Origin of the sequence: Herbidospora galbida (assembly GCF_005233835.1) — a bacterium.
Classification (GTDB): domain Bacteria; phylum Actinomycetota; class Actinomycetes; order Streptosporangiales; family Streptosporangiaceae; genus Herbidospora; species Herbidospora galbida.
Genome location: NZ_SZQA01000037.1, coordinates 66,869 through 89,733, shown reverse-complemented (window position 1 = coordinate 89,733; position 22,865 = coordinate 66,869). Strand labels below are relative to the sequence as shown.

Annotated in this window: 22 protein-coding genes; 4 read left to right on the top strand and 18 right to left on the bottom strand. The window is 70.4% G+C overall.

The genetic code is table 11. The features are described from left to right. The 11 genes from FDA94_RS31135 to FDA94_RS31085 form a co-directional block, all read right to left on the bottom strand. The coding region (locus FDA94_RS31135; protein ID WP_170991205.1) for a GntR family transcriptional regulator at positions 1-370 on the bottom strand (370 nt) is incomplete at its 3' end. Between the two features lie 169 nt (positions 371-539). Continuing rightward, complete coding sequence (locus FDA94_RS31130) at positions 540-2,372, bottom strand: DEAD/DEAH box helicase (protein ID WP_212735581.1); 1,833 nt, start codon at positions 2,370-2,372, stop codon at positions 540-542. 310 nt (positions 2,373-2,682) lie between these two features. Further along, a complete protein-coding gene (locus tag FDA94_RS31125) occupies positions 2,683-3,051 on the bottom strand; it encodes a metal-sulfur cluster assembly factor (RefSeq protein WP_137250627.1) in 369 nt (122 codons plus the stop codon). A 1-nt stretch (position 3,052) separates the two neighbouring features. Then, positions 3,053-3,484 (bottom strand): Fe-S cluster assembly sulfur transfer protein SufU, encoded by a 432-nt coding sequence (sufU, locus tag FDA94_RS31120; RefSeq protein ID WP_030452277.1) that lies wholly within the window; start codon positions 3,482-3,484, stop codon positions 3,053-3,055. Beyond that, on the bottom strand, positions 3,481-4,746 hold the full coding sequence (locus FDA94_RS31115; protein WP_137250626.1) for a cysteine desulfurase: 1,266 nt from the start codon (positions 4,744-4,746) through the stop codon (positions 3,481-3,483). The genes sufU and FDA94_RS31115 overlap by 4 nt, the downstream gene beginning before the upstream one ends. Continuing rightward, positions 4,746-5,492 (bottom strand): Fe-S cluster assembly ATPase SufC, encoded by a 747-nt coding sequence (gene sufC, locus FDA94_RS31110; RefSeq protein WP_137250625.1) that lies wholly within the window; start codon positions 5,490-5,492, stop codon positions 4,746-4,748. The genes FDA94_RS31115 and sufC overlap by 1 nt, the downstream gene beginning before the upstream one ends. A 1-nt stretch (position 5,493) precedes the next feature. Continuing rightward, positions 5,494-5,811, bottom strand: coding sequence for a non-heme iron oxygenase ferredoxin subunit (locus FDA94_RS31105; protein WP_137250624.1), 318 nt, complete (start codon positions 5,809-5,811; stop codon positions 5,494-5,496). Beyond that, positions 5,808-6,926: a Fe-S cluster assembly protein SufD gene (sufD, locus tag FDA94_RS31100; RefSeq protein ID WP_137250623.1), complete on the bottom strand. Its 1,119-nt coding sequence runs from the start codon at positions 6,924-6,926 to the stop codon at positions 5,808-5,810. Before sufD ends, FDA94_RS31105 begins: the two co-directional genes overlap by 4 nt. A gap of 2 nt (positions 6,927-6,928) precedes the next feature. Next, positions 6,929-8,341: a Fe-S cluster assembly protein SufB gene (sufB, locus tag FDA94_RS31095; protein WP_137250622.1), complete on the bottom strand. Its 1,413-nt coding sequence runs from the start codon at positions 8,339-8,341 to the stop codon at positions 6,929-6,931. Next, positions 8,338-9,069 carry a helix-turn-helix transcriptional regulator gene (locus tag FDA94_RS31090; protein ID WP_137250621.1) on the bottom strand — a complete coding sequence of 244 codons (732 nt, stop codon included), beginning with the start codon at positions 9,067-9,069 and terminating at the stop codon, positions 8,338-8,340. Before FDA94_RS31090 ends, sufB begins: the two co-directional genes overlap by 4 nt. Positions 9,070-9,357: 288 nt before the next feature. After that, positions 9,358-10,272 (bottom strand): alpha/beta fold hydrolase, encoded by a 915-nt coding sequence (locus FDA94_RS31085; protein ID WP_137250620.1) that lies wholly within the window; start codon positions 10,270-10,272, stop codon positions 9,358-9,360. Between the two features lie 291 nt (positions 10,273-10,563). Between FDA94_RS31085 and FDA94_RS31080 the strand changes: the two genes are divergently transcribed. Beyond that, positions 10,564-13,899, top strand: coding sequence for a glycosyl hydrolase family 95 catalytic domain-containing protein (locus FDA94_RS31080; protein WP_212735580.1), 3,336 nt, complete (start codon positions 10,564-10,566; stop codon positions 13,897-13,899). A gap of 58 nt (positions 13,900-13,957) precedes the next feature. On the opposite strand, the gene FDA94_RS31075 is transcribed toward FDA94_RS31080, so the two are convergent. Continuing rightward, positions 13,958-14,731 carry a VOC family protein gene (locus tag FDA94_RS31075; protein WP_137250619.1) on the bottom strand — a complete coding sequence of 258 codons (774 nt, stop codon included), beginning with the start codon at positions 14,729-14,731 and terminating at the stop codon, positions 13,958-13,960. A 149-nt stretch (positions 14,732-14,880) separates the two neighbouring features. Between FDA94_RS31075 and FDA94_RS40090 the strand changes: the two genes are divergently transcribed. The 3 genes from FDA94_RS40090 to FDA94_RS31060 all read left to right on the top strand — a co-directional run bounded on the left by FDA94_RS40090 (position 14,881) and on the right by FDA94_RS31060 (position 17,519). Further along, positions 14,881-15,789: an ABC transporter ATP-binding protein gene (locus FDA94_RS40090; protein WP_137250618.1), complete on the top strand. Its 909-nt coding sequence runs from the start codon at positions 14,881-14,883 to the stop codon at positions 15,787-15,789. After that, a complete protein-coding gene (locus FDA94_RS40085) occupies positions 15,786-16,550 on the top strand; it encodes an ABC transporter permease (RefSeq protein WP_425460186.1) in 765 nt (254 codons plus the stop codon). Before FDA94_RS40090 ends, FDA94_RS40085 begins: the two co-directional genes overlap by 4 nt. Positions 16,551-16,646: 96 nt before the next feature. Further along, on the top strand, positions 16,647-17,519 hold the full coding sequence (locus FDA94_RS31060; protein WP_246060246.1) for an EamA family transporter: 873 nt from the start codon (positions 16,647-16,649) through the stop codon (positions 17,517-17,519). 63 nt (positions 17,520-17,582) lie between these two features. Here FDA94_RS31060 and FDA94_RS31055 read toward each other — a convergent pair whose 3' ends face one another. From FDA94_RS31055 to FDA94_RS31030, 6 genes are all read right to left on the bottom strand, one after another. Next, complete coding sequence (locus FDA94_RS31055; protein WP_137250617.1) at positions 17,583-18,260, bottom strand: GntR family transcriptional regulator; 678 nt, start codon at positions 18,258-18,260, stop codon at positions 17,583-17,585. Positions 18,261-18,326: 66 nt separating this feature from the next. Then, positions 18,327-19,325: a proline racemase family protein gene (locus FDA94_RS31050; RefSeq protein ID WP_137250616.1), complete on the bottom strand. Its 999-nt coding sequence runs from the start codon at positions 19,323-19,325 to the stop codon at positions 18,327-18,329. A gap of 1 nt (position 19,326) precedes the next feature. Further along, positions 19,327-20,196, bottom strand: a complete 870-nt coding sequence (locus FDA94_RS31045) for a dihydrodipicolinate synthase family protein (protein ID WP_246060245.1) — start codon at positions 20,194-20,196, stop codon at positions 19,327-19,329. After that, complete coding sequence (locus FDA94_RS41235; RefSeq protein WP_137250615.1) at positions 20,193-21,437, bottom strand: FAD-dependent oxidoreductase; 1,245 nt, start codon at positions 21,435-21,437, stop codon at positions 20,193-20,195. Before FDA94_RS41235 ends, FDA94_RS31045 begins: the two co-directional genes overlap by 4 nt. Beyond that, the gene (locus tag FDA94_RS31035; RefSeq protein ID WP_137250614.1) at positions 21,434-21,670 is read right to left on the bottom strand and encodes a (2Fe-2S)-binding protein; all 237 of its coding nucleotides are present in this window, start codon (positions 21,668-21,670) and stop codon (positions 21,434-21,436) included. The genes FDA94_RS41235 and FDA94_RS31035 overlap by 4 nt, the downstream gene beginning before the upstream one ends. Continuing rightward, entirely contained in the window at positions 21,667-22,830 is a 1,164-nt protein-coding gene (locus FDA94_RS31030) for an NAD(P)/FAD-dependent oxidoreductase (protein WP_246060244.1), read from the bottom strand. The genes FDA94_RS31035 and FDA94_RS31030 overlap by 4 nt, the downstream gene beginning before the upstream one ends. Between the last annotated feature and the right edge of the window lie 35 nt (positions 22,831-22,865).

The window sequence follows — 22,865 nt, the reverse complement described above, 5'->3', positions numbered from 1 at the left end:
GGTGGCTGGCCCGGCGCCAGGCCGCCCGCCACTCGGCCAGCGGGAAGGCGTCGGCGGTGGGCTGGTCGGGCCGCATGTCGACGGCGTTCGGGCGGGTGGGCGGGCGCAGCGGCGCCCGTTCGGCCTGCCGGGCCCGCGTGGCCACGTAGGTGCCCGATCCGTGGCGGCTGGTGACGTACCCCTCGGAGTGCAAGATCTGGTAGGCGGTCAGGGCCACCCCCCTCGAGATCTTCAGGGCCACGGCCATGGTCCGCGTGGACGGCATGCGGATCCCCGCCGCGAGCTGTCCCGAGTCGATGGCCTTGCGGAGCTGTCCGGCGAGCTGGTCGGGCAGCGGTTCTGCGGCGCCGCGGCCCAAGTGGATCGGCACGCGGAGCCCTTGTGGGTTGCGCATGGTTCATGTCCCCGTCGTTTCGGCGAATCTCTGTCACCTAGGGCGTGACACAGATGTTCCATCGAAGGGAACGGCCGTTTGACGTGCCGTGAGACGACGAAACGCCGGTCCCCCGCGGGGAACCGGCGTTTCTGTTCGCTATCGCCTAACGGCCGTTGAACCGGCCACCCGGACGGCCCTGACGGAAGCCGCCGCCGCTGCCCGACCGGCCGCGGAAGCCGCCGCGGGCGCGGTCTTCGCCGAAGGTGCGGGGCTCGGCCCGGTCGTCGCGGACGGGCCGCTCGCGGTCGTTGTTGTACGCCCTCGGCGCGCGGTCGTCACGGAAGTGACCCCGGGCCGGAGCCGGCGCCGAGGCGTCGCGGCGCGGCCGGTCGTCGCCCTGGAACCGGGGACGGTCGCCCTGGTAACGGGGCCGGTCGTCGTTGTGGCGCGGCCGGTCGTCGCCCTGGAAGCGCGGACGGTCGCCCTCGCGGCGGGGACGGTCGTCGCCCTCACGGCGCGGCCGGTCGTCGTGGGCGAAGCGCGGACGGTGCCCGAACTCGCGGCGCGGCCGGTCCTCGCCCTCACGGCGCGGACGGTCGTCGCCCTCACGGCGCGGACGGTCGTCGCCGAAGTCGCGGCGGGGACGGTCGTCGTGGCTCTGGGGGCGGTCGCCGTCGTACCGGCGACGACCCTCGAAGCGCTTGCGGCCACCCGACGGACGCTCGTCGCGGCCGCCCGAGCGGGGGCGGAGCGGCTTGCGGATGTCGGGCTCCCAGACCGGGATCGACTCGCCGCTGGGCTCGCGGGCCCCGGCGATGTCGGCCAGCACCGGAGCGCCCGGAACGGCGCGGTGGCGCGAGGGCGTGATGCCGGCCCGGCGGGCCATGGCGTCGGTCGAGCGGCGCTCGTTGGGCATGACCAGCGTCAGGACGCTGCCCTTCTCGCCCGCCCGCGCCGTACGGCCGCCGCGGTGCAGGTAGCTCTTGTGGTCGGCCGGCGGGTCGACGTGCAGCACGAGCGACACGTCGTCGACGTGGATGCCGCGCGCGGCGACGTCGGTGCAGACGAGCACCATGATGCCGCCCTCGCGGAACTCGCCGAGGATGCGGGTGCGCTGGTTCTGTCGCTTGCCGCCGTGGAGGCCACCGGCCTTCACCCCGACGCGGGCCAGCTGCTTGACCACCCGGTCGACGCCGTGCTGGGTGCGCACGAACAGGATGGTGCGGCCCTCGCGGTTGGCGATCTCGGCGGTGACGGCCGGCTTGTCCTGCCAGCTCACCGTGACGAGGTGGTGTTCCATCGTGTCGACCGCCGAGGTGGCCGGCGCGAGCGAGTGGGTGATCGGGTCGACCAGGAAGCGGCGCACGAGCTGGTCGACGTCGCCGTCGAGGGTGGCCGAGAACAGCAGCCGCTGGCCGCTGACGGGGGTCTGATCGAGCAGCGCGCTGACGACCGGGAAGAAGCCCAGGTCGCACATGTGGTCGGCCTCGTCGAGGATGCTGATCTCGACGTCTTCGAGCGAGCACTCGCCCTGCTCGATCAGGTCGGTCAGACGGCCCGGCGTGGCGACGATGACCTCGACGCCGCGGCGCAGCGCCTCGATCTGGCGGCCCATGGACATGCCGCCGACGACGGTCTTCATCCGCAGCGACAGGCCCCGGCCGAGGGGCTCGAGGGCGTCGTTCACCTGGAGCGCCAGCTCACGGGTGGGGACGAGGATGATGGCCTTCGGACGGCGCGGCAGCGCGCGGTCACCGGAGATGCGGGCCATCATCGGCAGGCCGAACGCCAGCGTCTTGCCGGAGCCGGTCGCGCCGCGGCCGAGGACGTCGTGGCCGGTCAGGATGTCGGGGATGCAGGCTTCCTGGATGGGGAACGGCGATGCGATGCCCTGACGGGCGAGCCCGGTGACCAGGGGGCGCGGCAGCCCCAGCGCGGCGAAGCCGTTGACGGCCTCGTCGGTGGAGTCGGTCGCGGACATGGTCGGTTCGAGCATGGTCACGTGGTCGTGCCTTTCGGTGAGAAAACGTGCCGCAGCACGCAGGCGCGTCTCTTCTGCGAAAGGACGAGCCAGTTTAAACCGGGGCGGCAATCCGCCGCATCGGGGGAGGGCACCCCTTCCAAAGGTGCCGAGTGCCAGCTCTGCGCACCGCCCGATAAACGCGCCGATCTCATCGTGGCGCGAGAAACTGCATAGCAGTGTGCAGTCGCCGCGGTTCACAGTCGCGGCAAACGGCCGCCCGCTTTCAAAGCGGACGGCCTTTGAAGTCAACCCTCGTATCTTACACCGGGAAACTCATTGGGAATCACACGTTGAAGCCGAGCATCCTCAGCTGGTCACGACCGTCGTCGGTGATCTTGTCGGGACCCCACGGCGGCAGCCATACCCAGTTGATGACCACGCCGCTGACCAGGTCGGCGAGCGCCGAGTTCGCCTGGTCTTCGATGACGTCGGTCAGCGGGCAGGCGGCGCTGGTCAGCGTCATGTCGATCGTCGCGACCGGCTTCTCGCCCTCGCCGGCGGCGTCGAGGTTGAGGCCGTAGATCAGGCCGAGGTCGACGACGTTCACGCCGAGCTCGGGGTCGACGACGTCGCGGAGGGCCTCCATGACGTCGCCTTCGGACAGGTCGCCGTCATAGGGGGCGGCCGTCGGGGTCTCGGTCGGCTTGCTCATTTCAGGCACTCCTCACCACGGCGTCCTTGTACGCCATCCAGGACAGCAGGGCGCACTTCACCCGTGCCGGGTACTTGGCGACCCCCGCGAACGCGACCGCGTCGCCGAGGACGTCCTCGTCGGCCTCCACCTGGCCGCGGCCCTGCATCAGCCGGGTGAACTCGTCGACGACGCCGAGGCTCTCCTCGACGGTCGATCCGGTGGCCAGCTCATGGAGCACCGAGGCGGCGGCCTGGCTGATCGAACAGCCCTGGCCCTCGTAGGAGACGTCGAGGACCTTGCCCTCGTCGACCTTCACCCGCAGCGTGATCTCGTCGCCGCAGGTGGGGTTGACGTGGTGGACCTCGGCGTCGAACGGGTCGCGCAGGCCACGGCCCTGGGGGTGCTTGTAGTGCTCCAGGATCAGTTCCTGGTACATCGACTCAGCGATCATCCGAACACCTTCTGCACATGGTGGAGCCCCCGCGCCAGGGCGTCGATCTCGTCAGTGGTGTTGTAAAGGTACAACGAGGCACGAGTCGTGGCGGGGATGCCGAACCGCAGGTGAAGCGGCCTGGCGCAGTGGTGACCGACCCTGACGGCGATGCCGAACGCGTCGTCGAGGACCTGCCCGACGTCGTGGGGGTGGATGTCGTCACCCGACAGGTTCTTCAGAGTGAACGAGATCGTGCCGCCCCGCGAGATGTTGGTGCGCGGGCCGATCACCTTCAGGCCGGGGACCTCGCCGAGCGCGTCGAGGGCGTAGCCCGTCAGCGCCTTCTCGTGGGCCTTCACGTCGGCCATGCCGATGCCGGTCAGGTAGTCGGCCGCCGCGCCCAGGCCGATGGCCTCGACGATCGGCGGGGTGCCGGCCTCGAACTTGTGCGGCACGGGCGCGTAGGTCGAACGGTCCATCCAGACCGCCTCGATCATCTCGCCGCCGCCGAGGAACGGCGGCATGGCGTCGAGCAGCTCACGGCGGCCCCACAGCACGCCGATGCCCGACGGGCCGACCATCTTGTGGCCGGTGAAGGCCACGAAGTCGACGCCGAGCTCGGTGACGTCGACCGGCATGTGGGGCACCGACTGGGACGCGTCGAGCATCATCAGCGCGCCGACCTCGCGGGCGCGGGCCAGGATCGGCGAGACCGAGTTGACCGTGCCCAGCACGTTGGACTGGTGCACGATCGAGACGATCTTGGTGCGCTCGTTGACCAGGTCGTTCAGGTCGTCGAGGTCGAGGCGGCCCTCGTCGGTCACCTTGAACCAGCGCAGCGTGGCGCCGGTCCGCTGGGCCAGCAGCTGCCACGGCACGATGTTGGAGTGGTGCTCCATCTCGCTGATGACGATCTCGTCGCCCGGCCCCACCCGGAACCGCTCGTCGGTGGCGATCGGGTTGCCGAAGGCGTACGCGACGAGGTTGAGCGCCTCGGAGGCGTTCTTGGTGAAGATGATCTCGTCGCGCGACGGCGCGCCCACGAACGCGGCGATCACGTCGCGGGCGTCTTCGTAGGCGGCCGTCGACTCCGCGCCCAGCGTGTGGTGGGCGCGGCCGACGTTGCTGTAGTGGTGGGCCAGGTGATCGCGCATGGTGTCGATCACCTGGTTCGGCTTCTGCGAGGAGTTGCCGGAGTCGAGGTAGACGAGCGAACGCCCTCCTGGCAGCTCACGAGAAAGGACCGGGAAGTCCTTTCTGATGAGATCGACGTCGAACATCAGGAACTGACCTTCGTGTAGGCCTCGTAGCCCTCGTTCTCCAGCTTCTCGGCGAGCTCGGGACCGCCCTCTTCGACGATGCGGCCGGCCGCGAAGACGTGCACGAAGTCGGGCTTCACGTAGCGCAGGATGCGGGTGTAGTGGGTGATCAGCAGCACGCCGGTGTCACCCGAGGCGCGGAAGCGGTTGACGCCCTCGGAGACGACGCGCAGGGCGTCGACGTCGAGGCCCGAGTCGGTCTCGTCGAGGACGGCCACCTTCGGCTTCAGCAGCTCCAGCTGGAGGATCTCGTGGCGCTTCTTCTCGCCGCCGGAGAACCCCTCGTTGACGTTGCGGGTGGCGAAGGCCGAGTCGATCGCCAGGTTGTCCATGCCGGACTTGAGGTCCTTGGCGAACTGGCGCAGCTTGGGGGCCTCGCCCTGCACCGCCGTGACGGCGCTGCGCAGGAAGTTGGACACCGACACGCCGGGGATCTCGACGGGGTACTGCATCGCGAGGAACAGGCCCGCGCGGGCGCGCTCGTCGACCGACATGTCGAGCAGGTCCTCACCGTCGAGGGTGACGCTGCCGCTGGTGATCGTGTACTTGGGGTGGCCGGCGATGGCGTACGCGAGCGTGCTCTTGCCCGAGCCGTTGGGGCCCATGATGGCGTGGGTCTTGCCGGCCTGGACGGTCAGGTCGACCCCCTTGAGGATCTCCTTGTCGCCGACGGAGACGTGCAGGTCGCGGATCTCAAGCGTGGACACGTTATGACTCCTTCGAGAGCGAGACATACACGTCGTCGCCTTCGATCTTGACTCGGTATGTGGGAACGGGCTTGGTCGCCGGGGGGCCCGTCGGCTTGCCGGTACGGATGTCGAAACACGATCCGTGCAGCCAGCATTCCAGCGTGCCGTCGTAGACCTCTCCCTCGCTGAGGCGCACCTCGGCGTGGGAGCAGACGTCGTGGACGGCGTACACCTCCGAGCCCTCGCGGACGAGGGCCACGGGAGTGCCGTCCACCTCGACGCCGATGACGCCCTCGTCGGGGACGTCCTCGACCTTGCAGACCTTCTCGAAGCTCATCGGGCCAGTTCCGCCTCTACAGCGGCCAGCACCTTCTCCTGGATCTCCGGCACCTCGATGCGCTGGATCAGCTCGTTGAAGAAGCCGTGCACGATCAGCTTGCGGGCCTCGTCGGCGGGGATGCCGCGCGCCTGCAGGTAGAACATGTGCTCGTCGTCGAGCCGCCCGGAGGCCGACGCGTGGCCCGCACCGGCGATCTCGCCGGTGAGGATCTCCAGGTTCGGCACCGAGTCGGCGCGGGCGCCGTCGGTCAGCAGCAGGTTGCGGTTGAGCTCATAGGTGTCGGTGCCCTCGGCCTCGGCCCGGATGATCACGTCGCCGATCCAGACCGTGTGGGCGTCGTCGCCCTGGAGGCCGCCCTTGTAGGTCACGTCGGAGGCGCAGTTGGGCACGCTGTGGTCGACCAGGAGACGGTGCTCCAGGTGCTGACCGGCGTCGGCGAAGTAGAGCCCGACCAGCTCGGCCCGCCCGCCCGGGGCGGTGTACGCCACGCGCGGCGAGATCCGGACCAGGTCGCCCCCGAGGGTGACCACGACCGACTTGAACGTGGCGTCCCTGCCGACCAGCGTCGTGTACTGCGCCACCTGGACGGCGTCGCGGTCCCAGTCCTGGTTCGACACCACGGTCAGCTTGGCGCCGTCGCCGACGACGAACTCGACGTTCGCGCCCTGGACGCCGGTGCCCGTGTAGTTCAGCACGACGACCGCCTCGGCCATCGGCTTGACGTCGACGAGCAGGTGGCGGAAGACGGTCCCGCCCTGCCCGTGGACGTTGACGACGATCGGCTCCGACGGCACAAGCTCCTTGGGCACGGTGATCACACCGGCCTTCTCGAACGCGTTGTACGCCTGCGCCGCCACCCGGTCGGCCGGCTTGCCCGCCGTGCCGATCCGGGGGTCTTCCCGGCTGACCAGCTCGTAGCTCACCCCGGCAGGGGTCAGGACCTCGGTGCGGTCGTTGCCGTCGTTGACGGCCGAACCGTCGTGCAGGCCCTTCAGCCGCGACAGCGGCGTGAACCGCCACTGCTCCTCACGTCCGGTCGGGACGGGGAAGTCGGACAGGTCGAAGGAGGCCGTCTCGTGCAGGGTCACGAGCGGCTTGGTCTCGAGACCCATGGTCAGCCCACCGCTCCTTCCATCTGAAGTTCGATCAGACGGTTGAGCTCCAAGGCGTACTCCATGGGAAGTTCACGGGCGATCGGCTCGACGAAGCCACGCACGATCATGGCCATGGCCTCGTCTTCGTTCAGACCGCGGCTCATCAGGTAGAAGAGCTGGTCTTCGGAGACCTTCGAGACGGTCGCCTCGTGGCCCATGGACACGTCGTCCTCGCGGACGTCGACATAGGGATAGGTGTCGGAGCGGCTGATCTGGTCGACCAGCAGGGCGTCGCACTTGACCGTGGAGGCCGATCCGGCGGCGCCCTCCTCGATCTGGACCAGGCCCCGGTAGGAGGTGCGGCCACCGCCGCGCGCGACCGACTTGCTGATGATCGTGCTGGAGGTGTTGGGCGCCAGGTGCACCATCTTGGCGCCGGCGTCCTGGTGCTGGCCCTCACCGGCGAACGCGATGGAGAGGGTCTCGCCCTTGGCGTGCTCGCCCATCAGGTAGACGGCCGGGTACTTCATCGTGACCTTGGACCCGATGTTGCCGTCGATCCACTCCATGGTCGCGCCCTCGTAGGCCACGGCGCGCTTGGTGACCAGGTTGTAGACGTTGTTCGACCAGTTCTGGATGGTCGTGTAACGGCAGCGGGCGCCCTTCTTCACGACGATCTCCACGACCGCGCTGTGCAGCGAGTCGCTGGAGTAGATCGGGGCGGTGCAGCCTTCGACGTAGTGAACGTAGGAGTTCTCGTCGACGATGATCAGGGTCCGCTCGAACTGGCCCATGTTCTCGGTGTTGATCCGGAAGTAGGCCTGGAGCGGGATCTCGACGTTGACGTTCGGCGGCACGTAGATGAACGAGCCGCCCGACCAGGTCGCGGTGTTCAGCGCGGCGAACTTGTTGTCGCCGACGGGGATCACCGAGCCGAAGTACTCCTTGAAGAGCTCCTCGTGCTCGCGCAGGCCGGTGTCGGTGTCGACGAAGATGACACCCTTCTCCTCAAGGTCCTCACGGATCTTGTGGTAGACCACCTCGGACTCGTACTGGGCCGCGACGCCCGCGATGAGCCGCTGCTTCTCGGCCTCGGGGATGCCCAGCTTGTCGTAGGTGTTCTTGATGTCGGCGGGCAGGTCGTCCCAGGACGCCGCCTGCTTCTCGGTCGACCGCACGAAGTACTTGATGTTGTCGAAGTCGATGCCCGTGAGGTCGGAGCCCCAGGTCGGCATGGGCTTCTTGCCGAACAGGCGCAGCCCCTTCAGACGCAGGTCGAGCATCCACTCGGGTTCGTTCTTCAGTGCGGAGATGTTCCGCACGACGTCCTCGTTCAGGCCGCGGCGCGCCACGGCGCCGGCGGCGTCGGGGTCGGACCAGCCGAACTTGTAGTTCCCGAGGCCTTCCAGCTCCGGGCGGTCGGTGACAGTCACCTTCCGGGCTCCTTGCTCTCTATACGAGTGGCTCGCGCCAGCGCGTGGGGGCTGACGTGGGTGGTGCAGATTCCGTCTCCGTGGGCGATGGTGGCCAGCCGCTGGACGGGCGTGCCCAGGAGACGCCCGAACGCTTCCGTCTCGGCCTCGCACAACTGCGGGAACGCGGCCGCGACGTGGGCGACCGGGCAGTGGTGCTGGCAGAGCTGCTCCCCGCCGGTCCCCGTCTTGGTGGACGAGGCGGCGTATCCGTCGGCCGACAGCGCCTCGGCGAGCATGCGCACACGCTGCTCGGCCGGGATCTGCCGCATGGCGGGCGCCAGCCGGGCGACGAGCCCGGCGACCTGCTGGCGGGCGAACTCGGTGACGGCGGCGGGCCCCAGATGCTCCTCCAGGAACCGCAGCGCGCTGCCGGCGAGGTCGTCGTAAGCGTGCTCGAAGGCGCTGCGCCCGGCATCGGTGATGCCGAAGAGCTTGGCCGGACGGCCACGCCCCCGCTGCCCCTTCGTGTGCGCCTGACGGGGCTCGATCATCCCCTCGGAGAGAAGGTTGTCGAGATGCCGCCGCACGGCGGCCGGGGTGAGCCCCAGCCGTTCGCCGAGGTCGGCGGCGGTGACCGGGCCGTGTTCGAGGATCAGGCGCGCGACCCGCGCCCGGGTTCCCCGTTCCGAGGGCACGCCGGAGGACCGCGTGGTCTCCCCTGCGTTGGTCCCGGTCACGTTTTTCACAACATCAGTGTGGCGTAATTCCTTCCCGCACGACAAACGGAACCCCGCATTCGCGCGGAATGCAATTTGTCACCCAGGTAAGGCTTACCTAAGTTGAACGGGGTGCGAATGGGGCATCCTCCCCCGGGGGAGGGCGGCTTGAGCATATAGCCCGGGATGCCCTCACCGATCGCTGACCTCGGACGACGGCCGCCCACGCCACGAGGCGGATTCGCGGTTCCCTCGGTTTCGGCGGACAATTCCCGGTTTCACCCGGGCGCGCCCGCCCATTTCCGGGTAAAGATCCGGTCAGCGCGCGACCGCCTCGACATAGCCGTGCGGCGTCTCCAGCGGCAACAGGTGCCCGGCCTCGGGGAAGTCCCGCCACCGCCAGTCGGGGCGGCGGGCGGCGAGGTCGTCCGCGACCTCCCGGCCGATCAGGGCGTCCCGGCCGCCCCAGAGCAGCAGGGTGGGCGCGCCGACCCGGGCGATGGCCCGGTGGACGGCCCGCCGGTCGACGAACAGGGCCGAGACGACCGAGGCGAAGGCCGTGACGGCCGCGCCGAGCCTCTGCGGCCGCGCCTCCCGGAGCTGGTCGGCCAGCAGGGCGGTCATGTCCGGCGAGATCGCGCCGCCGGACCAGGCGCCGGGGTCGGCGTACCGGCTCACCTTGAGGTCGAGCAGCCGCCTCCCGGCCAGGGGCAGCACCGCCCGCGCGACCGGCGGCCCGGCCGCGAGCAGCGGCCGGCCCAGGAAGCGCCAGAATCGCGCCTCGCCCGGGGGCAGTGGGCCGGGCAGGGCGGGGCAGGCCAGGACGAGCCGCCCGACCCGGTCGGGGGCCGCCTCGGCGAACAGCAGCGCCACCAGCCCGCCCATGGACCATCCGTGCACGACCGCGCCGGTGATCCCGAGCCGGGCCGTGAAGGCCCGCAGGAAGCGGGCGCACGGCTCCGCGCGGGCCGCCCGGTGGTGCGGCGTGCCGGTGTGCCCGAACAGGGTGCCCGGCAGGTCGGGGGCGATGACCGGGCCGAGGGCGCTCAGCGGGCCGATGAGGTCGAGCCACATCGTCGCGCTGCCCGCCATCGGATGGACCAGCAGGTGGACGGGCCCGCTCCGGCCTTGGCCGGAGCTCAGGTAGTGCACCGTGGTGCCGCAGACGCCGGTCTCCCTGCCGGCGATCCCGGCCCAGCGCGGAGAGCGCACTCCCCAGTCGGCATGCCGCATACCGGAATCATCGTCGCCACGGCTGGTCTGTACCAGGCACCCTGTCGAAGGCCTATAGATCCGATGTCTAGGAGACCGTCGCCGGAAATTGATCCGATCTCTGGCTGAACATCATCCCCATTGATCGACATCCGAAGATCAAAAGGCCCAATCCATCGGACTAGACCAGCCTGTGAGGCGTGGGTCACAACTTGATTGCAACAGAATTCATCGGATCTCAGAGCTTGTTTCGCCTAAGTTTCGGTGCTATTTCATTGTGAGATCACCAACCCTGACCCATAAGGAACACCCGTGAGTCACCCCCCACGGCGGCTGCTCGGCGCCGCCACGGCGCTGGGGCTGGCCATGGCTCTGGGCGTGCCGGTGCTGCAGGGCAGCACCGCCACGGCTCAGGTCCAAGAGGCCGCTGCCGCGCAGGACGATCTGACCCTCTGGTACGACAAGCCGGCGACCAACTGGGAGTCGCAGGCCCTTCCGATCGGCAACGGCGCCCTCGGCGCGATGATCTACGGTGGCGTCGCCACCGAGCAGATCCAGTTCAACGAGAAGACCCTCTGGACCGGCGGCCCCGGCTCCAACGGCTACAACTTCGGCAACTGGACGACGCCGCGGCCCACCGCGATCGCCGACGTCCAGGCGCTCATCGACACGAACAAGCAGATGACCCCGGCCCAGGTGGCGCAGCGCCTCGGCCAGGGCAAGACGAACTTCGGGTCCTACCAGACGTTCGGCGACATGTTCCTGGACTTCCCGGGCGCGCCGGCGAACCCGACCGACTACAAGCGGTCGCTGAACCTGAACGACGCGGTCGCCGCCGTCACCTACAAGGACGCCGGCGTCACCTACAAGCGCGAGTACTTCGCGTCCTACCCGAACAACGTCATCGTGGGCCGCATCTCGGCCGACGCCGCCGGCAAGGTGAACTTCACCGTTCGCCACACCTCTCCGCGCAACGACAAGACGGTCAGCGTCTCCAAGGGCCGCATGACCATCCGCGGCAAGCTGGCCAACAACGGGCTCAACTTCGAGTCGCAGGTCAACGTCGTCACCGAGGGCGGTTCGCGGACCGACGGGACCGACCGCATCACGGTCGCCAACGCCGACGCCGCGTGGTTCGTGATCTCGGCCGGCACCGACTACTCGATGGAGTACCCGACCTACCGGACCGAGGACCCGCACGACAACGTGCGCCACTGGGCCAACTGGGCCTCGTCGATGTCGTACGCGGCCCTCAAGCAGGCCCACCTGAACGACTACCACGAGCTGTTCGACCGGGTGAAGCTGAACCTGGGCCAGCAGGCGCCGAACCTGCCGACCAACCAGCTGCGCGCGGCCTACTCGGGCGGCTCGGCGACGCAGGACCGCTACCTGGAGGCCCTGTTCTACCAGTACGGCCGCTACCTGCTGATCTCCTCCTCCCGTGAGGGGTCGCTGCCGGCCAACCTGCAGGGCGTGTGGAACAACGTCACGAACCCGCCGTGGGACGCCGACTACCACGTCAACATCAACCTGCAGATGAACTACTGGCTCGCCGAGCAGACGAACCTGGCCGAGACCACGGTTCCCTACGACGAGTACATCGCCTCGATGGTCGCCCCCGGCACCAAGACCGCGACCGACATGTACAACGCCCGCGGCTGGGTCGTGAACAACGAGACCAACCCCTGGGGCTTCACGGGCCTGCACAACTACCCCGAGTCGTTCTGGTTCCCCGAGGCCGCCGCGTGGACCACGCAGCAGATGTACGACCACTACCGGTTCAACGGCGACGAGAAGTACCTCAAGCGCACCGCCTACCCGGTGATGAAGGGCGCGGCCGAGTTCTGGCTCGACTTCCTGCACACCGACCCGCGTGACGGCAAGCTCGTGGTCTCCCCGTCGTACTCGCCGGAGAACGGCCAGTTCACCGCCGGCGCCTCGATGTCGCAGCAGATCGTCACCGAGCTGCTCACCAACACCCTGAACGCCGCCAAGACCCTCAAGGTCGACACGGCGCTGCAGGCCGAGCTGACCAACACCCTGGCCAAGCTCGACCCGGGCATCCGCATCGGCTCCTGGGGCCAGCTCCAGGAGTGGAAGGAAGACCTGGACAACCCCAACAACGACCACCGCCACGTCTCGCACCTGTTCGCGGTGCACCCGGGCAACGCGATCAAGGCCGGCACCCCCGCGGGTGAGGCCGCCAAGATCTCGCTGACCGCGCGCGGCGACGGCGGCACCGGCTGGTCGAAGGCCTGGAAGATCAACTTCTGGGCGCGTCTGCTCGACGGCGACCACTCGCACAAGATGCTCAGCGAGCAGCTCAAGTCGTCCACGCTGGACAACCTGTTCGACACCCACCCGCCGTTCCAGATCGACGGCAACTTCGGCGCCACCTCGGGCGTCACCGAGATGCTGCTGCAGTCGCACCAGGACACGATCCACGTCCTCCCGGCCCTCCCGGCCGTGTGGAAGAACGGCTCGGTCTCCGGCCTGCGCGCCCGCGGCAACGCGACCGTCGACGTCGAGTGGTCCAACAGCAGCCTCACCAAGGCCGTCATCAAGGCCGGCGACACCGGTGAGCTGAAGGTCCGGGCCGGCGCGATCAACGCCCGTTACTCGTTCGTCGACGACCAGGGCAACCCGGTCGACGCGATCCGCACCGGCGACACCCTCACGTTCGGCGCCGAGGCGGGCCGGACCTACACCCTCTACAACGAGATCCAGCTGTCGGTGTCGGCCCCGGCCGAGATCGGCGCCGGACAGGTCGTCCCGGTCAAGGCCACCGTCACCGCGATCCAGAACGCGTCCCCGGCGGGCACCCTGACCCTCCAGCTCCCCTCCGGCTGGACCGCCGACCCGGCCTCGACCCAGGTCGCGTCGGTTCCGGCGGGCGAGAGCAGGGAGATCACGGTCAACGTCACGGCCGGTCCGTCCACGGGCCAGACGTCGGCGCGGATCCAGGCGACCCTGGCCGGCTCCGGCTGGTCGATCAGCGCCGCCACCGGCGCCGCCCTCAACCCGTGCGCAGTTCCCCCGGCCGACCGTGCCATCGTCGCCTGGGACCCGGAGTCGGGCACGACCATCGCCGACCAGTCCGGCTCCGGCCGCGACGGCGTCGTGGTCAACGGCGCGGCGACCTACGACGCCGACGGTGGCCTGATCCTGGGCGGCCAGAACTACGTCCGCACCGAGCAGCCGACCACCCTCGGCTACCTGCGTGAGGCCACGTTCGCGGCCGAGGTGAAGATCGGCGGCTCCGGCTACCGCCGTCTGTTCGACTCGCAGCCCTCGGGCAACCCCGGCACCGACGGCGTCCTGATGGACGTCACGCCGGAGAACCGCCTGCGCCTCATCGGCGCCGGCCAGGGCGTCACGACCAACGCGACGCTGCCCACCGGCCGCTACATCGACCTGGTGATCACCCTCAACCGCAACGGCGCCATCGACGTCTACGTCGACGGTGTCCGCGCGGGCGGCGGCAACACCGGTTCGACCGGCATCTACGGCTGCAACAACCGGCCGCTGATCTTCGCCGCCAACCAGGGCGGCGGCGAGCGGATGACCGGCGCCGTCGACCGGATGGCCGTCCTTCCCTACGCGCTGCCCGCCAACCAGGTCTCGACCTGGCAGGACATCGCCTTCTAACCACCTGAACAGAGGAGAACCGGCCGGGGTGCTTCCCGGCCGGTTCTCCTTTTCGTCTCTAGGGCGTGCTCTCCCAGAGCCCCACGGTCGCCCCGGCGGGGTCGGTGATGATCGCGAAGTTGCCCATCCCGGGCACCTCGGTCGGCCCCACCATCTGGGTGGCCCCCAGCCGCGCCGACTCCTGGACGGCGGTGTCGAGGTTGTCGACCCCCAGGTAGGCCAGCCAGTACGACGGCACCTCCGACGGCAGGGCGTCGGGCATGGCCATCATCCCGGCCAGCACGTGCCCGTTCTCGGCGAAGGTGGTGTACTCCATGTCGCCCATGGGCCGGGTGTCGGCCGTCCAGCCGAAGACGTCGCCGTAGAACTCCTTGGACGAGAAGGGGTCGCGGGTGATCAGCTCGCTCCAGTTGAGCGTGCCGGGCTCGTTGGCCAGCTGGGCGCCCTTCTTGTCGAGCGGCTGCCAGGCGCAGATGTAGGCCCCGGCGGGGTCCAGGTAGCCGGCCGTGCGGCCCTCGTTCTTGATCTGCATGGGCTCCGTGACGATGCTGCCGCCGTTCTCGCGGACCAGCTCGGTGGTCTTGGCGACGTCGTCGGTGCAGACGTAGGTGTTCCAGGCGGCGGGCATGCCCTCCTGGTAGACGGGGCCGATCCCGGCGACGTACTTGCCGTGCAGGTGGAAGACGCCGTAGCCGCCGTAGTCCTCGCTCTCGTCGAAGACCGCCGTCCAGCCGAAGAGCTCGGTGTAGAAGTCCGTGGATGCGTCGATGTCGGGCGTGGACAGGTCCACCCAACACGGCACGCCGGGTGCATAGCCCGTGAACTCGGACATGCGCCACCCTCCTTGCGTTGAGCCATGGGGACAATTCCACCCTTACACGCACAAACACCCCTATCAGGGACCATGGCCCTTCCCGGAGCAAGCCTTTACCGGCCCGGTCGCGGACGGAGGCGGGGTGCTCACTCCCTACACTCGAAGGCATGGAAGACGCCGCGGTCGAGGTCCGCGATCTGGTCAAGCGCTACGGCCCGGTCACCGCGGTCGACCACCTCGACCTGCGCTGCCGCCGGGGCGAGGTGACCGCCGTGCTCGGCCCCAACGGCGCCGGGAAGACCTCCACGATCGAGATCTGCGAGGGCTTCCGCACGTCCGACTCCGGCTCGGTGCGGGTCCTCGGGCTCGCGCCCGACGACCCCGGCCTGAAGCCGCGGATCGGGATCATGCTCCAGTCGGGCGGGGTGCCCCAGGCGGCCCGCGCCGGAGAGTGGCTGAAGCTGGTCTCGCGCTTCCACGCCCACCCGCTCGACCCCTCGGCCCTGCTCGACCGGCTGGGGCTGACCGACCACGCCCGCACCCCCTACCGGCGGCTGTCCGGCGGCCAGCAGCAGCGGCTCGGGCTCGCGGCGGCCGTCATCGGCCGTCCCGAACTGGTCTTCCTCGACGAACCGACGGCCGGGCTCGACCCGCAGGCCCGGCACGCCTGCTGGGACATGATCCGCGAGCTGCGCGCCGCCGGGGTGTCGGTGGTGCTGACCACCCACCACATGGACGAGGCCGAGAAGCTCTCCGACCACGTCGTGATCATCGACCGGGGCCGCGTGGTCGCCGAGGGCTCGCCCGCCGAGCTGACCGGCGCCGAGCGCCAGCTCCGGTTCCGCGCCCGCCCGGGGCTGAACCTCGACGAGGTGCTCAGCGCCCTGCCGCCCGGGAGCGCGGCCAAGGAGTCCCCGGCCGGCCACTACATCATCGAAGGCCAGGTCGACCCGTCGCTGCTGGCCACGGTGACCGCGTGGTGCGCGACCGAGGGCGTGACGACCGAAGACCTCAGCATCGAGCGGCGCACCCTGGAAGACGTCTTCCTGGAGCTGACCGGACGGGAGCTACGTTGACCACCCTCGACCTGTCTCCGGCGCCCGGGGCGGCCCCGCTCGCGCAGATGGTGCTCGCCCAGGCGGGCGCGGAGGTCCGCGCCACCCTGCGCAACGGCGAGCAGCTCCTGCTGACGCTGATCATCCCGATCCTGCTGCTCGTGGGGTTCTCCAAAGCGCCGTTCCTCGACGTCGGGGGCCCCCGGGTCGACTTCGTCGCGCCCGGCGTGCTGGCCCTGGCCGTGCTGTCGACGGCGTTCACCGGCCAGGCCATCGCGACCGGCTTCGAGCGGCGCTACGGCGTCCTGAAGCGCCTGGGGGCCACTCCCCTGTCGCGGACCGGCCTGATGCTGGCCAAGACCGCCGCGGTGATCGTGGTGGAGGTGCTGCAGATCGTGGTGCTGGTGCTGGTCGCGCTCGCGCTCGGCTGGTCGCCCCACGGCAACCCGCTGACCGTGGCGCTGCTGGTCGTCCTGGGCACGGCGGCCTTCAGCGGCCTCGGCCTGCTGATGGCCGGCACCCTGCGGGCCGAGGCCACGCTGGCCGGGGCCAACCTGGTCTACCTGCTGCTGCTCGCGCTCGGCGGGGTGGTGCTGCCCGTCTCGGCCTTCCCCGAGAGCATCCGGCCGCTGCTGGAGATCCTCCCGATCACCGCCCTGACCGACGGCGTGAGGTCGGTGCTGACCGGGGTAGGAGGATTCCCCATGGGCGCGGCGCTGGTGCTGCTGTCGTGGGCCGTGCTGGCCTTGGCCGCAGCCGCTCGCTGGTTCCGCTGGGAGTAGCTCCCCCGGCCGTCTCACCAGGCGGAATCATGAGCGAACTTGGTGTTTGCCCCTTACAGTGAGATCCGCTGATTTCGGGTGAGGGGTGGGGCCAAGGTGACCGCTGACGCGGGGGCGTACAAGGGGTCGTTCCGGCTCTCCGACGCCGTTCCTCCGCCGCTGCTGGTGATGCTCGGCATCGTGTCGGTGCAGATCGGCGCGGGCCTGGCCAAGAACCTGTTCGCGCAGCTCTCCCCCACCGCCGTGGTCTTCCTGAGGATCGCCGCCGGCACGCTCGTGCTGGTGGCCTTCGTCCGGCCCAGGATCCGGGGGCTCTCGTGGCAGAGCATCGGGATCGGGGCGGCCTTCGGGGCGATCCTCGCACTGATGAACCTCTCGTTCTACGAGGCGCTGGCCCGGCTGCCCATCGGCATCGCGGTCGCCATCGAGTTCATGGGACCGCTGGGGGTGGCCGTGGCGGCCTCCCGCCGGCGGCTCGACCTCCTCTGGGTGACGCTGGCCGCGACCGGGATCGTGCTGCTCGCCCCCTGGGGTGACGCCGCCAACGCCGACTGGGTCGGGATCGCCTTCGCCGCCGGGGCCGGGGTCTGCTGGGGCGCCTACATCCTGCTCTCGGCGTCGGTGGGGCAGCGCTTCCCCGGCACGTCGGGGCTGGCCTTCGCGATGATCATCGGGACGCTGGTGGTCGCACCCCCGGGGATCATCTCGGGCGGCGCGGGGCTGCTCGACCCGATGATCCTGCTGATCGGGCTCGGCGTCGGGCTGCTGTCGTCGGTGATCCCCTACTCGCTGGAGCTGGAGGCGCTGCGCAAGATGCCGAAGCGGGTGTTCGGCATCCTGATGTCGCTCGAACCGGCCGTCGCCGCCCTCGTGGGGCTCGTCGTGCTCGGCGAGATCCTGCACCTGCGCGAGTGGGCCGCGATCGGATGTGTGGTGGTGGCCTCGGTCGGGGCCGCGCGCTCGGGGTGAGCCCGTCTTTGCGGCAGATTCCCGAACGCGAGCCACAGCCGGCCTTCGGCCGTCCGCGGCTCGCTATTCCGGTTTGTTGGCCCAGATGCCCCGGACGTGCTGGATGTGGTCGCCCATGATGTGCTCGGCCGCGGCCCGGTCGCCGTCGATCAGGGCGTCGAGGAGTTCGACGTGCTCGCGCGCCGAGTCGACCAGCTTCCCGGCGTCGGCCAGGCCCTTCAGCCCGTAGAGACGGGCCCGGCCGCGCAGTTCGCGCACCACCTCGACCAGGTGGGCGTTGCCGGCCAGGCTCAGCAGCTCGACGTGGAAGCGCAGGTCGGCGTTCACGTAGGTGAGCAGGTCGCCCCGTTCGGCGGAGGTGACGATCTCGCGCGCCAGGGGGCGCAGCCGCTCGAAGTCGGCCTCGCGCCCCGACTCGGCCAGCCTGGCGACCGTGGGCACCTCGATGAGGCGGCGGATCTCGGTGATGTCGTCGAGGTCGGAGTCGGACATCTCGGTGACCCGGAACCCCTTGTTGCGCACCGCCTCGACCAGGCCCTCTTTGGCCAGGTCGAGCATCGCCTCGCGGACCGGGGTCGCGGAGACGCCGAACTGCGCCGCGAGCACCGGCGCGGAGTAGACGACCCCCGGCCTCATCTCACCCGCGACCAACGCGTCTCTGAGGGCTTGCGCGACCTGCTCGCGCAGGCTCTGCCGCTCACCCACGACCGGCAGGCCGAGTCCCTCTGCTCCCGTGCCCATCCCACTCCCATCCGTGACATCGGATCTGGTGATCGTACCGGTTAGGACCGGTACGCGACCGCCTGGTCACAGCAGGAATCCCTCGGGGAACGGGTCCCGTGGATCAAGGAAGTACTGGGCGGTGCCGGTGAGCCAGGCGCGGCCGGTGATGTGCGGCACCACGGCCTGCCGATCTCCCACCGTGGCCGACCCGACGAGACGCCCGGTGAACCGGGTGCCGATGAACGACTCATTGGTGAAATCGGCATTGATCGGCAAGTCGCCCAGGGCGTGGAGCTGGGCCATGCGGGCGCTGGTGCCGGTCCCGCACGGCGACCGGTCGAACCAGCCGGGGTGGATGGCCATCGCGTGCCGCGAATGCCGCGCGGTCGACCCGGGGGCGAGGAACTGCACGTGGTGGCAGCCGCGGATGCCGGGGTCCTCAGGATGGACGGGCTCGCTCTCGTTGATCACGTCCATGATCGCGAGACCGGCGTCGAGGATCTGCTGCTTGTACGCCCGGTCGAACGGCAGCCCCACCGACTCGATCGGCAGGATGGCGTAGAAGTTGCCGCCGTAGGCCAGGTCGTAGGTGAGCTCCCCGAACCCGTCGACCTTGACCGTCTGGGCGAGCGCGTGGACGTACGAGGGCACGTTCTCGATGGTGACCGACTCGGCCACCCCGTCGCGGACCGCGACCGACGCGGTGACCAGCCCGGCCGGGGTGTCGAGCCGGATCGTCGTCACGGGCTCGACGACCTCGACCATGCCGGTCTCCACCAGCACCGTCGCCACGCCGATCGTGCCGTGGCCGCACATCGGCAGGCAGCCGGAGACCTCGATGTAGAGCACGCCCCAGTCGGCGTCGGGCCGGGTGGGCGGCTGGAGGATGGCCCCGCTCATCGCGGCGTGGCCCCTGGGCTCGTACATGAGCAGCGTGCGGACGTGGTCGAGGTGGGCCATGAAGTGCTCGCGGCGTTCGGCCATGGTGGCGCCGGGGATCACCCCCACGCCGCCGGTGATCACGCGGGTGGGCATGCCCTCGGTGTGGGAGTCGACGGCGTGGAAGATCCTTCGGGTGCGCACGTCACATGACCTTCTCTGTGGCGGCGCTGATCTCGGCCGCGACGTCGGCGGGGAGCGGCAGGCGGGGCGGCCGGCAGGCGCCGCCGTTGAGGCCGGCCACGTCCATCGACAGCTTGATCGCCTGCACGAACTCTACCCGCGCGTCCCATCTGAGCAGGGGGTGCAGATCCCGGTACAGCGGCAGCGCCGTGGTCAGGTCGCCGGCCGCGGCGGCCCGGTAGAGGTCGACGCACTTGCGGGTCACCGAGTTGGGGAACCCGGCGATCCACCCCTTCGCCCCGGCGGTGAGCAGCTCCAGCACCACGTCGTCGGAGCCCACGAGGAGGTCGAGCTCGGGCGCCAGCTCCCTGATCATGTACGCCCGCCGCACGTCGCCGGTGAACTCCTTGACCGCCACGATCAGGCCCTCGCCGAACAGCCGGGCCAGCAGCGCCGGGGTCAGGTCGACCTTGGTGTCGATCGGGTTGTTGTAGGCGACGATCGGCAGCCCGGCCTTGGCGACGGTCCGGTAGTGCTCGAACACGGCGCCCTCGTCGGCCCGGTAGGCGTTGGGCGGCAGCAGCATCACGCTCGCGCACCCCGCGTCGCGGGCCTGCTCGGCCCAGCTCAGGGCCTCGCGGGAGCCGTAGGCGGCCACGCCGGGCATCACCCGCTCACCGCCGACGGCCTCGACGGCGGTCCGGACCACCCGGGCCCGCTCGTCGGGCGTCAGGGTCTGGTATTCGCCCAGTGAGCCGTTGGGGACCACGCCGTCACAGCCCTCGTCGACGAGCCGCCGGCAGTGGGCGCCGAAGGCGTCGTAGTCGACGGTCAGGTCCCGGGTGAAGGGGAGCGCGGTGGCCACCATGATTCCGTGCCAAGGTCGGATCACGCGTTGTCCTCTCGATCGTGCAGGGTCAGGTCTGCGAGGGTGATCGGCTGGGCGAACGGCCGTTTCTGGGGGGCCGGCTCATGCCCGGTGAGCCTGGCGACGGCGTGGCCGCACATGCGGCCCTGGCACCAGCCCATACCGGGCCGGGCCAGCAGCTTGAGGGTGCGAGGGTCGTGCGCGCCTAGGTCACGGGCCTCGTCGATCGCGCGCAGGGTGACCTCTTCGCAGCGGCAGACGACGGTGTCGGGCGTGAGCCAGTCACGCCAGCCGTCGCGTACCGGATAGGACAGTTCGAGGGCCCGCGCGAAGCGGCGCAGCCGCGCCTTCTCGGCGAGCAGCCGGGGCGGCGGTTCGCCGACCAGGGCGTGGACGGCGAGCGCGCCCTCGACGACGGCGCTCGGCGCCCCCGCGACCCCGGTCACCTCACCGGCGGCCAGCACCCCCTCGACGGAGGTCCGCTGCCGGTCGTCGGTGACGACGTGGTCGCCGCTGAACGCGCAGCCGAGCTGGAGCGGCAGGTCGGCCTGCGGGGTGAAGCCGTAGCCGACGGCGACGGTGTCGCAGTCGACGGTGCGCCAGGCATAGGGCTTCCAGTCAGCGGTGAGCTTGGCGACGGTGACGCCCTCGACGGAGTCCTCGCCGTGGGCGGCGACCACGGCGTGCCCGGTCCGGTACGGCACCCGCGCCTCGGCCAGCCGTCTCGCGTAGCCCAGCGCCTCTGTGGCCTTCGACGGGATCCGGGCCAGCGCGGCGGCCATCCGGGGCGAGGGCCGGTTGGCCTCCAGGACCTCCTTGACCCGCACCCCCGCGTCGAGCAGGGTGACCGCGACGGGCAGCAGGAACGGCCCGGTGCCGGCCACCACCATCTCCTCGCCGGGCCTGATCCGCTCGCCCTTCACCAGGGCCTGCGCGCCCCCGGCGGTCAGCACCCCCGGCAGATCCCAGCCCGGGAACGGGATGACCCTGTCGTGGGCGCCGGTGGCGACCAGCAGCGTGGCGGCGGTGACGGTCGTGGACGCGTGGACCAGGAAGGCCCCGGCGGACTTCTCGACCGCCCAGACGCGCTGCCCGAGCAGGACGTCGACGCCGGTCAGGCGGGGTTGCGCGGTCCCCCGGAGGAACTGGCCGCCCGTCGTGGCGTAGGCGTCGAGGAGGGCGACCCTGAGCCCGCGCTTGGCGGCGACCCTGGCGGCGGTCAGCCCGGCCGGTCCGGCCCCGATGACGGCGAGGTCGTAGCTCATCCGCTCACCTCGTCGCCCGCGCGGGCCACGGTCTGGCAGGCCCGCTGGTCGGGGGCGCCGTTGACGGTGAGCAGGCAGTCGAAGCAGGCGCCGATGGCGCAGAAGAGCCCGCGCGGGCGGCCGCCGAACCGGGTGGTCCGCCACGACCGGATCCCGGCGGCGTGCAGGGCCGCCCCGATCGACTGTCCTTCCTCTGCGGTGATCGGACGTCCTTCGAAGCGGAACACGATCATGCGAACCTCCCCGGGGCGAAGGGCGCCGGATCGACCCTCGGCGGCCGTCCGGTGAGCTGCGCGGCGACCATCTCGGCGGTGGCCGGCGCCAGGCCGATGCCGGCGCCCTCGTGCCCACAGGCGTGGAAGAGGTTCCCGAGGCGGTGGTCGGGCCCGATGACCGGCAGGTGGTCGGGCGAGTACGGCCGCAGCCCCGCGTAGGCCCGCATGACCTGCCGGTCTCCGAGCACCGGGAACAGCCCGATCGCCTGCCTGGCCAGTTTCGCCAGGACCGGGTAGTCGATGGCGGTGTCGTAGCCGACCCGCTGCCGGGAGGCCCCGATGAGCACGGTGCCCGCCCGAGTCGACTCGATGACGCCGGAGGTCTCCAGCCCCTCGGCGTCGCTGGCGACGTTGGTGACGTAGGCGGCCGTGTAGACCTTGTGCCGGACCGGCGGGACCGCGAACGGCTGGGTGACCAGGATGAACCCCTTGCGCGGCCGGATGGGCAGCGGCGCCTGCGGGAAGCTCCCGGCCCACGTGCCGGCGGCGTTGACGACGGCGTCCGCGTACAGGTCGCCCTGGCCGGTGCGCACCCCGGTCACGCGGTCTCCGGAGACGAGAAAACGCTCTACGGCGGTCCGGACCAGCCGGGCCCCGGAGGCCTTGAGCAGGCGCGCGGCGGCCAGCATGGGCTGCACCTGCGCGTCCTGCGGGTAGTGGACGCCGCCGGCCAGGCCGTCGGCGAGGTGCGGCTCGAAGCCACGCAGGTTCTCCGCCGCGACGGGGACGGCGGCGACCTGGACCGAGGCGGGCGGCACGTTCTCCGGCCGGCCCGGGTCGGCCCCGGCGGGCCGGGTGTGCCGACGCTGGGTGTCGGCGAAAGCCGTGAGGGCGTCGAGGACCTCCGGGGTCTCGGCCACGACGAGGCCGCCCTTGGGCTCCCACTCGAAGCCGCCGCACTCTTCGTCGAGTTCCCGCCAGAGCTCGTTCGACCGGAGGGCCAGCTCGAGTTCGGGCCCCGGTTCCTTGTCGGACACCAGGATGTTGCCCTCGCCTGCGCCGGTGGTGCCCGACGCCACTCCCCCGCGATCGACTACCGTTACCCGCACACCGGCACGGGTCAGGACATAGGCGCATGAAGCGCCCACGATCCCGGCTCCGACCACGAGAACGTCCACGGTTTGTACCATGTCACATGACATATCGGGCCGCA